Origin of the sequence: Pedobacter terrae (assembly GCF_900100705.1) — a bacterium.
Classification (GTDB): domain Bacteria; phylum Bacteroidota; class Bacteroidia; order Sphingobacteriales; family Sphingobacteriaceae; genus Pedobacter; species Pedobacter terrae.
Window position 1 is genome coordinate 38,254 of record NZ_FNCH01000031.1, and the last position, 14,556, is coordinate 52,809.

At 39.5% G+C, this 14,556-nt stretch carries 9 protein-coding genes; 7 read left to right on the forward strand and 2 right to left on the reverse strand.

Features of this window, described 5'->3' with window-relative positions; translation table 11 throughout:
• The first annotated feature begins 1 nt into the window (after window position 1).
• From BLR60_RS23340 to BLR60_RS23370, 7 genes are all read left to right on the forward strand, one after another.
• On the forward strand, window positions 2-1,528 hold the full coding sequence (locus tag BLR60_RS23340) for a RagB/SusD family nutrient uptake outer membrane protein (protein ID WP_090504562.1): 1,527 nt from the start codon (window positions 2-4) through the stop codon (window positions 1,526-1,528).
• A gap of 315 nt (window positions 1,529-1,843) precedes the next feature.
• Window positions 1,844-3,241: a glycoside hydrolase family 30 protein gene (locus BLR60_RS23345; protein ID WP_090504568.1), complete on the forward strand. Its 1,398-nt coding sequence runs from the start codon at window positions 1,844-1,846 to the stop codon at window positions 3,239-3,241.
• Between the two features lie 17 nt (window positions 3,242-3,258).
• Window positions 3,259-5,010, forward strand: a complete 1,752-nt coding sequence (locus BLR60_RS23350) for a cellulase family glycosylhydrolase (protein WP_090504571.1) — start codon at window positions 3,259-3,261, stop codon at window positions 5,008-5,010.
• A 13-nt stretch (window positions 5,011-5,023) separates the two neighbouring features.
• Window positions 5,024-6,223, forward strand: coding sequence for a multiheme c-type cytochrome (locus BLR60_RS23355; protein WP_143009138.1), 1,200 nt, complete (start codon window positions 5,024-5,026; stop codon window positions 6,221-6,223).
• Window positions 6,224-6,317: 94 nt separating this feature from the next.
• Window positions 6,318-8,642, forward strand: a complete 2,325-nt coding sequence (locus BLR60_RS23360; RefSeq protein ID WP_090504577.1) for a TonB-dependent receptor — start codon at window positions 6,318-6,320, stop codon at window positions 8,640-8,642.
• A gap of 4 nt (window positions 8,643-8,646) precedes the next feature.
• The gene (locus tag BLR60_RS23365; protein WP_090504581.1) at window positions 8,647-9,453 is read left to right on the forward strand and encodes a DUF4249 domain-containing protein; all 807 of its coding nucleotides are present in this window, start codon (window positions 8,647-8,649) and stop codon (window positions 9,451-9,453) included.
• Between the two features lie 43 nt (window positions 9,454-9,496).
• Window positions 9,497-10,456: a 2-hydroxyacid dehydrogenase gene (locus BLR60_RS23370; RefSeq protein ID WP_090504583.1), complete on the forward strand. Its 960-nt coding sequence runs from the start codon at window positions 9,497-9,499 to the stop codon at window positions 10,454-10,456.
• Between the two features lie 69 nt (window positions 10,457-10,525).
• On the opposite strand, the gene BLR60_RS23375 is transcribed toward BLR60_RS23370, so the two are convergent.
• Together BLR60_RS23375 and BLR60_RS23380 are read right to left on the reverse strand one after the other, a co-directional pair.
• The gene (locus BLR60_RS23375) at window positions 10,526-13,252 is read right to left on the reverse strand and encodes an alpha-2-macroglobulin family protein (RefSeq protein WP_244155735.1); all 2,727 of its coding nucleotides are present in this window, start codon (window positions 13,250-13,252) and stop codon (window positions 10,526-10,528) included.
• A 408-nt stretch (window positions 13,253-13,660) separates the two neighbouring features.
• Window positions 13,661-14,293 carry a nitroreductase family protein gene (locus BLR60_RS23380; protein WP_090504586.1) on the reverse strand — a complete coding sequence of 211 codons (633 nt, stop codon included), beginning with the start codon at window positions 14,291-14,293 and terminating at the stop codon, window positions 13,661-13,663.
• Between the last annotated feature and the right edge of the window lie 263 nt (window positions 14,294-14,556).

A 14,556-nucleotide genomic window follows, 5' to 3' on the forward strand; every position in this document is an offset into this window, starting at 1 on the left:
AATGAAAAAGAATATTTTAGCTATTGCAGCCCTTTTAACCGCTTCTCAGCTTATCGTTTCTTGTCAAAAACAGCTGGAGGTAAATCCACGCGAACGCATATTGGAGACAAACTATTATCAAAATCAGCAACAGGCATTTACGGGGTTGGTAGCGGTTTATGATCAATTGGGTAACCAATCCAGCGGTTACCTTACTAAACTTAATTTATTCTGCTCTGCATCAGATGATCATTATGCTGGTGCCGATTCTCCATCAGATTTGGGAGATATGCAGGCCATGAATAATTATACCGTGAACTCTTTATCGGGTGCGCCAAGTTATTTATGGAGTAAAGGCTTTACTGGTGTTTATCGTGCAAATGTGCTATTGAAAAAAATAGAAGGCATTAACATGGATGCTTCAACCAAGGCAAGGTATATTGCTGAAGCTAAAGCATTGCGGGCTATATTTTATTTTGATTTGTTACGCATTTTTAAAAATATACCGTTAATCCTGGCACCGATAGAGCCTGCTGGTATGTTCGATGTTACGCAGGTTGCTCCGGCAGATGTATACAAACAGATAGAACAGGATTTAAAAGAATCATTATCTGCTCTTCCGGTAACGATCCCTACTGCAGATGCAGGACGCTTAAATCAAGGTGCAGCACATGCGGTTTTAGGTAAGGTTTATTTATGGCAGGAAAAATGGGCGCTGGCAGCAGCAGAGTTCGCCGCGGTGAATGGAACAGCACCTGGAGCAAGTACCTATGGCTATAAATTATTGCCAAAATTTGCCGATTTATGGAACTGGAAAAATAAATTCAATTCAGAGTCTGTTTTAGAACTGAGTTACAATACCACCTCTAACATGGGCTGGAGTAATGTTGGCAGCCGTGAAGGTAATGTGATGGGTATTTTGGTAGGGCCACGTAATTATGTGCCTGTAATTGCTGCACAAGCACCAGATTATGTGTCGGGTTGGAGTGTGATGCCAATAACAAAAGAATTATTTGATTTAATCCATTACGATCCACGTAACAAACCTACGGTTGCCAATTTAGATAGTTTGGAAAAAGCAGGTATTGTAACCTATAAACATGCTAATGATAATACCGGATATTTTGTTGAAAAATATGCGGGCAGGGTTTCTACCAAAGCTGCTGTTGGCCAGCTGGAATTAAACTTTGGTCAGAATATGTATGAAATCCGTTTAGCTGATACCTATTTGATGGAAGCCGAAGCCTTGTTAAGAAGCGGTGCTGCTGTTGGTGCAGGTTCCAGAGCATATATTTTCTTTAATGCTGTAAGAGCCCGCGTAGGATTAAATCCTGTTGAGGTAACTATGGATAATATCATGAAAGAAAGACGCCTGGAACTGGTAGCCGAAGGGCAAAGATGGTTTGATTTGGTGAGATGGGGACTTGCGCCTACTAAACTGGCTTTTAAAGGATTTCAGGCCAATAAAAATGAAACCTTGCCTATCCCGCAAGCGGAGTTAAACAATACTAAAATTCTCCAAAGTAAAGAATGGGGTGGCACTAAATAATTGTTCATCATCTTAAAAAACTGAGTTCGATTAGTAATATTGCCTCTAGGTTGCTCATATCGGCTTTTTGATTAAGCGGCCGTCACCCTGAACCGAGCCTTGGCAAGCTCACCGAAGGTAATTTATTTCAGGGTCTTTCCTGCTAAAAAGATGCTGAAACAAGTTCAGCATGACGAATCGGTCAGGGATGGGTCGTTTATAAGACGGTATTTTAATTAAATAATTACCTAGTTCAGGTTATACGTTTAAAGTTTAATTGTTACAGGGAGAGAGCGAAGTCTTTCTTCCTGTTTTTTATCTGATTATTTCCCTTATATGCTAGTTACCAAGTCCATTGGACTCTTAATGGGTTGTGCTTTTACTTTTTCGCTTATGGCACAAAGCGAGCCACAGGTATGGCTAACCAAAGCCGATCGTACAGCCCTTTTTACCCGTCAGACTACAGGTTTAAGACTGTCTACAGCCAAAAACAAACAACCTGTAATTGTAATCAACGATAAAAAAACTTTTCAAAGCATAGATGGTTTTGGCTACGCTTTAACAGGGGGTAGTGCGCAGCATATTGTAAAAATGTCGGCGCCTGCAAGGGCCGCTTTGCTTAACGAACTTTTTGCAACCAACGGTAATCATATTGGTGTAAGTTACATCCGGTTGAGCATTGGTGCGTCTGATTTAAATGAAAAAGTATTTTCTTACAACGATCTTCCAGAAGGGCAAACCGATTTGGAACAAGCTAAATTTGATTTAGGCCCTGATCAGGCAGATGTTATTCCGGTAATGAAGGAAATCCTGGCCATTAACCCTAAAATTAAAATTATGGGCTCGCCATGGTCTCCTCCCTTATGGATGAAAACAACATATGATGCCCGCGGAGGGATGCTCAAACCTGAATACTATGCAGCTTACGCCAAATATTTTGTGCGTTATGTACAGGAAATGAAAAAGGAGGGGATCCCTATTGATGCCATCACGGTACAAAACGAACCTTTACATCCGGGGAATAACCCGAGTTTGTTTATGGCAGCACCCGATCAGGCACTATTTGTAAAGCAGTTTCTAGGCCCCGCTTTTGCAAAAGACCATATTAAAACCAAAATTATTAGTTACGATCACAATGCCGATCGGCCCGATTATCCGATCAGTATTTTGGATGATCAGGAAGCCAAAAAATATATTGATGGGTCTGCTTTTCACCTGTACGGTGGAAAGATTGAAGCGTTAACCGATGTACATAACGCCCATCCCGATAAAAATATTTATTTCTCTGAGCAAATGGTGGTAGAACAACCTGATGCCACGACCATTAATATCATTAATCCGGTATCGCGTTTAATTATCGGCGCCACACGTAACTGGGCCAGAAATGTATTGGAGTGGAACCTTGCTGCAGATCCGGAAAATAAACCTTATACCGATAGGGGTGGTTGCTCCATGTGCCAGGGAGCAGTTACCATTAACGGCAATGATTATAGCCGCAACCTGGCTTACTTTTCCATTGCCCATGCCGCTAAGTTTGTAAGGCCGGGCGCTGTACGGATTGCTTCTAACGAGCCAGATGGTTTAGCCAATGTTGCATTTAAAACGCCAGCAGGGAAATATGTACTTATTGTGGCCAATACCGGTAAAGCAACTGCAGCATTTAACATTAGCCTAAAGGGTAAAACCTATGCTGCGGCGCTTGATAAGGGTGCTGTAGCCACCTATATCTGGTAACTTTCAATCATTTAACTATGTTTTTTAAAAAATCACTCTTATCTGTTTTTCTGTTTAGTAGCATTTCGTTTGCTGGTTTTGGTCAAGGTTTTTTAAAAGCATCAGGCACAAAAATTATTGATGGCCAGGGCCAAAACGTATTATTGCGTGGCATTGGCCTGGGCGGCTGGATGTTGCAGGAAGGCTATATGCTTAAAATTAATAAAGAGGCACAACAGTACCGCATCCGCGAAAGGATTGCAGACTTGATGGGGCCGAAGCAAACACAAGAATTTTACGATGCATGGTTGGCTAACCACATGCGTAAAATAGATGTGGACTCTATGAAACGCTGGGGCTTTAATTCCATCCGCCTGCCCATGCATTATAATCTTTATACATTGCCTGTTGAGCAGGAACCTGTGGCTGGTAAAAATACCTGGCTTGAAAAAGGTTTTGCCTTAACCGATAGTTTGCTCAACTGGTGTAAAGCGAATAAAATGTACCTCATTTTAGATTTACACGCTGCGCCCGGCGGACAAGGGAACGATGTAAACATTGCCGACCGCGATCCGTCAAAACCCTACTTATGGAATAGCGAAGCCAACCAGGAGAAAACCATCGCCCTATGGCGAAAACTGGCCGAACGTTATAAAAATGAGTCCTACATCGGCGCTTATGATATTATAAACGAACCCAACTATGGTTTCAGTAATCCCGAGGAAGATAAAAACGGAACCAAAGAAAAAGTAAACGCTCCCTTAAGAAAACTGATGGTTGATATTACCAAAGCCATCCGCGAGGTAGATCAGCAACATCTCATTATTATTGAAGGTAATGGCTGGGGCAATAACTACAATGGTATTTTCCCGCTATGGGATAAAAACATGGCCTTAAGTTTTCACAAATACTGGAATTATAACGATCAGGCTTCTATAGCACACATCATCAAAGCCCGCGATGAGCAAAATGTACCCGTTTGGCTGGGCGAAACAGGCGAGAACTCTAATGTTTGGTTTACCGACGCCATCCACCTATTAGAAAAAAACAATATCGGCTGGTCATGGTGGCCTTTGAAAAAAATCGGGTTCAATAACCCGATGGAAATTAAATCGAACCCTAACTATGATGCGCTGGTAAAATATCTGAATAATGGTGGCAATAAACCTAAAGATAGTAACGTATACAGTGGTCTGATGGAACTGGCTATTTATTCGAGGTTAGAAAATACCATTATTCACCGTGATGTAATTGATGCGATGATCCGTCAGCCCTTTACTAATGAAACCAAACCTTTTAAAGCCAATCTAATTCGGAATAAAAGCATCATTTATGCCGTTGATTATGATTTGGGGAAAAACGGATTTGCCTATTTCGATAACGATACAGCGGATTACCATACTTCAACAAATAAAAGGTCGGTCGGAAACCGCGGCGGTATTTACCGTAATGATGGTGTCGATATTGCCAAAGATTCTCTTCAATACGAAAAATACTATGTAAACCATATCGAAAAAGGAGAGTGGTTGCAATACACCGTTAAGGTGGCACAAAAAGGTAACTATACTTTAAAAATTAATGCAGCGGCCGATCAGCCTGGCGGGCGGATTACTATTTTAATTGATGGTAAAACGGTTGCCAGTGACGTAGTGGTTCCAAATACCGGCAATATGAAAAAGTTTGCCACTTTCGAAGTTAAAAATGTGCCTTTAAATACCGGATGGCAAAAAATCAGGCTGTTAGCTGCTAGTGGTGGTTATAATTTTAGCTATATTCAGTTTATAAAATAAGCCAAAAATTATTTTGAAAGGTATAAAACGGATCCTGGTGACTTTAGCAGCGATAGCAATCGTTATCATTATCCTGTCAAGATGTATGAATGCGGCCGATGCCTTACCAAAAGACATTAGAGGTGAAGCTTACGCCGGTGCTGCCACCTGTGTAAAATGCCATCAGGAAATTAAGCAATCTTTTGCACATAATGCACATGGTTTAACTTCTAAACCTGTGTATGACCAGGAACTGTTAAAGATTTTTGCCCCCGATTCTAATGTCTTTAACTTCGATGCACACCAAAAAGTGGTTATTGAGAAAAGAGCTGGTGGTATTTTTCAGGTCGCTTATGTAGACGGAAAAGAAGTACGCGCCGAAAAGTTTGATATGGTATTTGGCTCTGGAGAAAAGGCTTACACCTATGCCTATTGGAAAGGTAAAAAGCTTTACGAACTGCCACTTTCCTATTTCTCGGCAATCCGGAACTGGGCCATTAGTCCGGGTTTTACCAACCAAACCTTTTATTATGACCGTCCTATTGGCAGCCGTTGTTTAGAATGCCATGCTTCTTACGTAGATAAGAAAGTAACCCAAACTTCGGGCATTACCACTGATGAGGAAATGGAGCGTGGTGCCCTGCTTTATGGTATAGATTGTGAACGTTGCCACGGGCCTGGCAGGCAACATGCGGTTTTTCACCTCGAAAATCCAAAAGAGAAAACCGCTAAATTTATCACCATTTATAAAACATTAAGCCGCAAACAAAAGATGGATGCCTGCGGCGTTTGCCATTCAGGAAATACCCTGGTTGCCCAGAAGTCAGTTTTTGGTTTCACACCCGGCGATAATTTAGATGACTACTACGCACAGGATTTTGTGGGTTTTGGTGGTGGCAATCCAGATGTACATGGTAACCAAACCAACATGTTAATGGGAAGCAATTGTTATCGGAAAAGCGAAAATATGACTTGCCAATCGTGTCACAATACACACGAAAACATTAAAGGTAATTTAAAAATTTACTCGGAACGCTGTATCAGCTGTCACCAAAGTATAAAGCACAGTGAGGTTACTTTGGCAAAAGGATCGCTTAGCACAAATTGTATTGATTGCCATATGCCTAAAGAACCATCTAAATTGATTACCTTTCAGCAGGCAGGTAAGGATCATTCGAGCCCGTACCTTTTACGTTCACACCATATTGCCATTTATCCCGATATTAAAAAGTAAAGCCAACTTTCAGTAAGAAATCGTCCATTATCCAATAATAGGAGTTGGATTTCGTACATTTGGTTTCTACCTTAAAAATCAGATAGTAGCAGATATGTCTATAAAATACTACTTAGCTTTATTTTTCCTCCTTTTTTTCTCCACCTCTATTTTTGCTCAAAAGAAGTTTACCCTGAGCGGTACTATCCGCGATGCAGGTACCGGCGAAACCTTAATCGGTGCAACGGTCAGAATTTCCGGGGCTTCTAACGCAGCAACTTTAACTAACAATTATGGATATTTTGCTTTAACACAGGCTGAAGGTACTTATACTGTGGCAGTAAGTTATACCGGTTATACCTCAATCGTTAAAACCATCAATTTAACAAAAGATACCAAGTTAAATGAGGAATTAAAAAGTGCAAACGATTTAGATGAAGTAAATGTCAGTGCCAATAACCGTAAAAACGAAAATGTTAAAAGTGCGCAAATGGGTTTGGAAAGAATTGATATGAAAACGCTCAATTCCATTCCCGTATTGCTTGGAGAAAGAGATATTTTAAAAACCATCCAATTGTTGCCAGGTGTAAAATCTGGTGGCGAAGGAAATACGGGCTTCTATGTTCGTGGTGGTGCTGCCGATCAGAATTTAATCATTTTAGATGAGGCTGTGGTGTATAACTCTTCGCATCTTCTGGGCTTTTTCTCTACATTTAATGCCGATGCAATTAAGGATGTAAGTTTGTATAAAGGTGGCATGCCATCGCAATATGGCGGTCGCTTATCATCTGTTTTAGATGTTAAAATGGATGACGGAAACAATAAAGAATTTAAGTTTCAGGGTGGTATTGGTTTAATTGCCTCTCGTTTAAAAGCAGAAGGCCCTATCGTGAAAGATAGAGGCTCATTTATGGTAAGTTTCCGTAGAACGTATATCGATCTGTTTTTAAGGGCTTCGCCAGATTCGTCGGTGAATGGAAGCACACTGAACTTTTATGATATCAACGCAAAAGCGAACTATAAAATCAACGATAAAAATACCATTTATATTTCGGGCTATTTTGGCAAGGATAATATTGGGGTAAAAGATTTGTTTGAGAACAACTGGGGCAACGTAACCACTACCTTCCGTTTAAACCACATTTTCAACGACCGCTTATTTTCCAATACTTCATTAATTTACAACAACTACAATTATACGGTTCGTTTATTAAACGATGCGACTAATTTTAAAGCCACTTCGCTGATTCGCGATTTTAATTTTAAAGAAGATTTTCAGTATTTCAGCAATAAACATATTCTGAGGTTTGGACTAAATGCCACCCAGCACCGTATTTCGCCAATTGATATTGATAGCGATGCTTCTTCGCAGGTGAATTCGCTTTCGCAAGAGCGCAGGTATGGGATAGAATCTGCTGCTTATATTTCTGATGAGTGGAATGTAAACGAGCACCTCAACTTTTTATACGGTGTAAGGCTGGCTGCTTTCTCTTTAATGGGACCTGGTAATTTTAATGCCTACAATGCAACGGGCGAAATTACCGCTACAGAAAATGTAGCCAAAGGTAAATTCTATAAAAACTATTTGAACCTGGAACCTCGTTTTTCGGTAAGTTACCTGCTCAATGAACAAAACTCAATTAAAGCATCTTATAACCGCAATACGCAGAATGTTCATATTTTAACCAATGCTACATCCAGTTCGCCAACCGATCAGTATGTGTTGAGCAGCAATAACATCAAGCCGGAAATTGCCGATCAGGTAGCGCTGGGTTATTTTAAAAACATTAAAGAGAATACCTACGAGCTTTCTGCTGAAATTTATTATAAATGGCTGCAAAACCAGATTGATTATAAAAATGCTGCCCAGTTGCTGGCCAATTCGAATGTAGAATCAGAGTTGATTTACGGTGTAGGTCGTGCTTACGGGATGGAGCTGTTTTTTAAAAAGAAATTTGGCAAACTGAACGGCTGGATAGGATACACCTTATCGCGTACCGAACGCAAGTTTACTGAACTGAACAATGGTAAGTACTTTCCGGCCAGACAGGATCGTACACACGATATTTCATTGGTAGGCATTTATAACATGACCTCAAGATGGACATTTTCATCAAGCTTTATTTATAGCACAGGTAATGCCGTTACCTATCCTGCAGGGAAATATACCGTTGGTGGGCAACCAGCTTATTATTATACCGAGCGTAATGCAGGCCGTATGCCTTACAACATGCGTTTAGATGTAAGTGCAACGTTAGCAGGTAAGAAAAAAGGTAAATACCAATCAAGCTGGAATTTCGGCATTTACAATGTGCTGGCCAGAAAAAATCCTTACTCCATAGAGTTTATTACCGACCCACAAAACCCGAATAAAACTGCTGCGCAGCAAACCTCGCTTTTTGGACTTATTCCTTCTGTTACCTGGGATTTTAAATTTTAATACCATGAAAAAACTAACGATATATTTTGCCTTATTTACGCTGTTCATTTCTTCATGCAAGAAAATTATTTCTATTGATACGGAAAATGCCGATCCACAGGTTGTTATTGAAGGGATTATTAATAACCAGTTGATAGATCAGGAAATTAAAATCAGCAAAACGATAGGTTACACTGAGGAAAATGTTTTCCCGAAAGTTTCAGGTGCTACGGTTACCGTAACCGATAGCAAAGGCAATACGTTTGTATTTAAAGAGGGAACTAAGCCTGGGACTTACATTAACCGTATGAAAGGGGAGCCTGGGGTTACCTATGATTTAAATGCTACTGTTGAAGGACAAAACTATACCGCGAGTTCTAAAATGCCTAATGTGGTTAAAATGGATTCTATCGGGATCATTAAAAATAATTTTTTTGGCCGCGAGCGCAAAACGGCAGCAGCTTTTTTAAAAGATCCGGTTAACGAGGCTAATTTCTATCATTTTAACTTGTACGTAAACGATGTGCTGTCGCGACGCTATTATGCCTACAACGATAGGTTAACCAATGGTAACGAGTTGCGGGTTCAGCTCTTCTTTAAACCCAACAACGATCATGATAGCGATGAATTGAATACAAACGATAAAGTTAGGGTTGAAATGGAATGTGTTGATAGTAATATTTTTAATTATTGGTATGCATTAAGCCAACAGTCAGACCGCGGACCTAACCAGGGCGCCACACCGGCCAATCCTACATCAAACATTAACAATAATGCCTTGGGTTATTTTAGTGCAAACACTTACCAGTTACTGACCACAACTGTAAAGTAAGCATTAATCAAAACTCATAATCAGATTTAACTGTTAAATGAATATGAAAGTATTTATCAGCGGAACCATTGCTCCGGTTGGTTTAAAGCAACTGGAAGAAAATAATCTTACCATTACCCAATGGAAAGAAAACAGGCAGATTACGGCGGAGGAGCTGATTGAGGCCTGTAAAGACCAGGATGCATTGATTAGCGTAGGCCCAAATAAATTGAACGCCGAGTTTTTAAATGCCTGCAAGCATTTAAAGGTGATAGCACTACATTCAGTAGGTTTTGATCAGGTTGATTTAGACACCGCTAAAAAATTAAATATCCCCATTGGTAATACACCGGGCGTTTTGAGCAGTGCAACTGCTGATACGGCTTTTTTATTGATGCTGGCTGTATCGCGAAAGGCTTTTTTCTCGCATAAAAAAATCATTCGGGGAGATTGGAAAAACTATGAGCCCTCACCAGAACTGGGGATTGAAGTAAATGGCAAAACCCTCGGTATTTTTGGCCTGGGTAAAATTGGTTTGGAAATGGCCAAAAAATGTGCTGCGGCCTATCAAATGGAGGTGATTTACCACAACCGCTCGCGTAACGAAGATGCCGAAAAAGAAATTGGGGCAAAATATGTATCCTTTGAAGAACTTTTGGCACAAAGCGATGTACTCTCGGTGCATACTGCACTAACATCTGAAACGAAAGATAAATTTACACTAGATGTTTTTAAGCAGATGAAACCCAATTCGATTTTCATCAATACAGCCAGGGGCGGCATTCATAACGAAAAGGATTTAATCAAAGCCCTGGAAGAGAAAATGATATGGGGAGCAGGTTTGGATGTAACAAACCCTGAACCAATGGATAAAAACAACCCGTTGTTAGCCATGGAAAATGTTGCTGTTTTACCACATATTGGTTCAGCCACCGAAGAAACAAGAGCAGCCATGGCTAAAATTATCGTACAGAATATTGTTGAGGGATTAAAAGGGGAGCAATTGCCTTTTGAGGTGTGGTAGGATGGAAGATTTGAGATTTGAGATGGATGGGGGGAAAATAATTCCATCATCCATCTCAAATTTTCCATTTTACTTAACAAGATACTTAAATACCGATCTTCCTAAATTACCATTGGCATCTATTCCTTCAATAATTACTTTATACTGTCCTTTACCATCAGCATTGTAATATTCAAAAGAAGCATTACCTGTTGCATCCGTAACTACTTTAGGGTTCCAGTAAATAGTGGTTCTTAAGTCATTCCGATTCATGCTGGCAGGAACATCATACTTAGGTGAGTAAAACTGTTTTTCTTTGTTATAACCTTGTGGCGAGAAAGTAAGCTCATAGTATTTAGGAAGCATATCCATCAACTGAGCCTTTGTAATCTTTGTGCCTTTTGGTGCTTTTTTCTGGTTAAATACAATTACACCATTTACATTGTTGGCACGGTTTACCAAACCTAAGTCATCCCTTAAAAAGACCTCAACCGATTCGAGTTGATTAACGTCTATCGTATTAATCTGGTTTACATCCACATTCATACCGTTAATGAAAATACCCATCGGGATTTTTTTACCCTGGTTGTAATCGCGGGTTACGTAAAAGTTATTATCGGCAAAGGTAACCCCCGCCAGCATGCCTTGTAGACAGTTAATCAGCAATCCACAGCCTTTAAACCGATCGCCACTAACTTCATGGTCGGCCATTTGGCTTAGTCCGCTCAATGCAGGGTAATCCTTATGACTTACTTTCGGAACCACTGCGCCTTTAATGGTCACATCTTTTAGCGTATGTAAATAAGCATATTGTTTTTTACTGTTATCTAAATAACTGGTTAAAGTACTATCTATATTTAAAACCTCTTCGGCTGCACTAAAATTTCTGGTTAGTGTTGGTATAGGTGCACCATTTAAGCTTAAGGTCATGTTTTTATAGTTTACATTGTACTTGGCAGTAATGGTTACTTTCGATGAATCGTTAAATACCAGGTTTGAGAATTTAAAGTTTCCTACCGGATCTGTTATACCTTCCTGGTTAAAGCGTTTATCAGGTATGGTTAATAATAAGGCTCCTTTTCTAACCGGAATACCATTATTCTGACGCAAAATACCAGAAATTTCGATGCCTTGCTCCGGTAAGAAATCAATTTTTGGCAATTTATTGGCAAGTATATCGGTATATTTAAAACTGCGGTAACCCTGGGTAAGAAGCAATACATCTAAATCTGCATGTTTCTTAGCATCGGGTGCATTAAAATAGTAGTTGGCTTTTTCAATATAACCTTTAACATCGCTGCTTAATAACAGGCCTGTTAATATTGTACTGGTGGCATCTTCGCTAGATGGAACTTTCGTTTCATCCACAACCGCTACAGAAAAACTACCTTCTACAGGAGCGCCATCTTTTTTGGCCGCCACATTTATCTTCACTTTTTTCTTTGTTCCATAAGTAGTTGCAGCGCTGGTTAACGTTACTGCCATGGTATTTTTGTGCTGAACAAAAACCAGTCGCTCACTTAGTGGTTTACCAAACTCATTAAACAGGGTAAATTGCGCAATTCCATTTGGGAATTTAGATTTAAGTACAGTGGTATTGTATTCTTTATTTGATAAGGCTGTTTGTGCACCATAACAGATCACACCCTTGCTTTGTGCTATTAAATAAAGCTTTTTGCCCTGGTTTTGCTCGAAGAAGGCATCGTTAGCCGAAATTTTGATGGCTATATTATCTGCACTGCTGTTATCTATACTTACAGAAACACCATTTACGGCAACAGTTGGCAAATTATAATTTTGAGTAGTTCCATCGGCATAGGTAACAGTTGCTTTATAAGTTTTTCCAGCTTCTGCCAATAAGTTAAAACTGCCCATACCTAAATGCTGAGCAGTAAAGGTGGCAACAGTTTTGCCATCGTTATCGGTTACCGTACCTTTTGAGTTAATACCCAAACCATCACTCTTAGTCGCTTTAAAGGCTACCTTATTGTTTAGGCCAGCAATTAAACTTCCACCCTCAGGGAAAAATTGAAAATCTTTGCTTACGATTGCATTTTTAAGCAGAAAACTGCTGCTTGCCACATCTTTATCAGTGGTGTTAATGCTGGTAATTAATTCACCTTTTTGTAACTGATATTCGGCCTTTTGGGCGTTGCTCATCGCGATGGTCAAATAACCATTCGCATCCGTTGTACCCCTGCCTTTGGCAATTACCGTAAAACTGGTCACTACCTGCCAGCTTACATTTTTATTGGCGTAGGGTTTATTACTGGCATCTTTAAATTGTACACGCGCATCAATTTTTTCCAATTTATCTGTAGAGGTATTTTTGTAAGTAATGTGGGTTTTTACCTCTTTATCAATGGCTTCGCCTACGTAAAAAGTTTTGTTAAAATAAGCGGGGTCATCACTGTTGAGCATCCATAAAGTATAAGCCCTGATGTGGTAGTTACCCTGTTTATAGTTAATTTGATCTAAAGGGAAGCTGCCATAAGCAAGGCCACCGGTTATGGGTAACTTTAAGGTTTGGATAAGTGAATCTTTCTGATTGATTACATCAACATAAATGATTTTACTGATGCCAGATAAGAAATTCTGATTTTCAGTAACATAAGCTTTAAACCAAACCGTATCTGCTACTGCATAATAAGGTTTATCAAAATGAAGGTAAATCTTTTCAGCAGGGTAATCGCTCAATACCTTATTCGTTTTGGTGATGATGGTGTTGATGCTAATGGTATCGGTTTGGGCCGAAGAAGAAAAACTGAGTATTGATAAGAGCGATAGTATGATAAACGATAATCTAAAAATCTTCATGGATTGGGTATTAAAGCTCGTAAATATATCCAATTATAAATAGCTGTCCTAAATTGTACGGAGGTTTAACATTTTTTTACAAAAATTTCTATGTTTAATTGTCATTCTGAACTTGTTTCAAGGTCTACGAATGAAGTGCTTTTTAGTTTAACCTAGTTAATTGTTTAAACCGGTTAATTGACTCCAAACCTCAGATTGGTGCAATAGTCATTTGTTCATTCCCTGCGTACCGTCATCCTGACCTTGTTTCAGGATCTTAGAACAACCGATAAAGATGCTGAAACACCCGTCCGACTGGCCGGGCGGAAGTTCAGCAGGACGATATATTGGAGGCATCATCACAATATGTGCTAAATCAAAAAAGCCGCTAAATAAGCGGCCCGTTTTCAATATAATGGTGTTTGCCTGTTATTTCAATTCAATTAAGAATTCTTCTTTTGGTGTACGTACTTTTTTAAGGTTTACCAACCAATCACCAGCTTCGTCTCTGTATCCTAAAGGCAATAAAGTAACACTTTTTAAGCCTTTTTTATCTAGACCTAAAAGTTCATCTAAAGCAGGTCCGTTAAAACCTTCCATTGGTGTAGCATCTACTTTTAACACAGCAGCTTCTGCAATCGCAATACCGAAAGCAATATAAGCCTGATGGGCTGCATGGTTAAAGTTTTCTTCTGCAGTTCTGGATAAAAGCATGCCTTTAAGTTGTGCCTTGTAAGCATCTGTAGTATCTAATGGTAAGCCACGCTCTGCATTCATTCTGTCGAAAACTTCATCTATACCTTCTTCTGTATAATTTTCGTTTGCAGCAAAAATTAACAGGTGGGAAGAGTCGATCACTTGCGCCTGGTTAAAAGCAATCGGCGCAATTTTCTCTTTTAATTCCTGGTTGGTTACCACAATTATTTTAAAGGGCTGCAAGCCTGATGATGTTGGCGCCAAATGTGCCGCTGCAATAATTTTATCAACTTTTTCCTGTTCAACAGGTTGACCGTTCATTTTCTTAACGGCATAACGCCAGTTTAGTGCATCTATTAAGCTCATATTTTTGAAGATTTTTTTTAAATTTTATGAAGCAAAGATGGAAATAAGGAACAAACCTATTGTTGATGTATGGTAAGAAAACAAAATACCTAGTAATCTAGTCGTTATTAAAGATGAAGCCGTTATTATAATTGACAGATTCCATCGTTACCGTCATCCTGAACTTGTTTCACTGTTGTCCGGAGAAAATATTTTTTGCTTATAAAAAAAGGGTAGCGATAAAAGCTACCCTTTGTGCTGTTATATTTGAGTTACCACACCTA

Excerpts from the sequence above, each read along its gene's own strand:
- BLR60_RS23360 (WP_090504577.1), top strand. The coding sequence starts at position 6,318 with ATGTCTATAAAATACTACTTAGCTTTATTTTTCCTCCTTTTTTTCTCC.
- BLR60_RS23375 (WP_244155735.1), bottom strand. The coding sequence starts at position 13,252 with ATGAAGATTTTTAGATTATCGTTTATCATACTATCGCTCTTATCAATA.
- BLR60_RS23345 (WP_090504568.1), top strand. The coding sequence starts at position 1,844 with ATGCTAGTTACCAAGTCCATTGGACTCTTAATGGGTTGTGCTTTTACT.
- BLR60_RS23365 (WP_090504581.1), top strand. The coding sequence starts at position 8,647 with ATGAAAAAACTAACGATATATTTTGCCTTATTTACGCTGTTCATTTCT.
- BLR60_RS23380 (WP_090504586.1), bottom strand. The coding sequence starts at position 14,293 with ATGAGCTTAATAGATGCACTAAACTGGCGTTATGCCGTTAAGAAAATG.
- BLR60_RS23340 (WP_090504562.1), top strand. The coding sequence starts at position 2 with ATGAAAAAGAATATTTTAGCTATTGCAGCCCTTTTAACCGCTTCTCAG.
- BLR60_RS23350 (WP_090504571.1), top strand. The coding sequence starts at position 3,259 with ATGTTTTTTAAAAAATCACTCTTATCTGTTTTTCTGTTTAGTAGCATT.
- BLR60_RS23370 (WP_090504583.1), top strand. The coding sequence starts at position 9,497 with ATGAAAGTATTTATCAGCGGAACCATTGCTCCGGTTGGTTTAAAGCAA.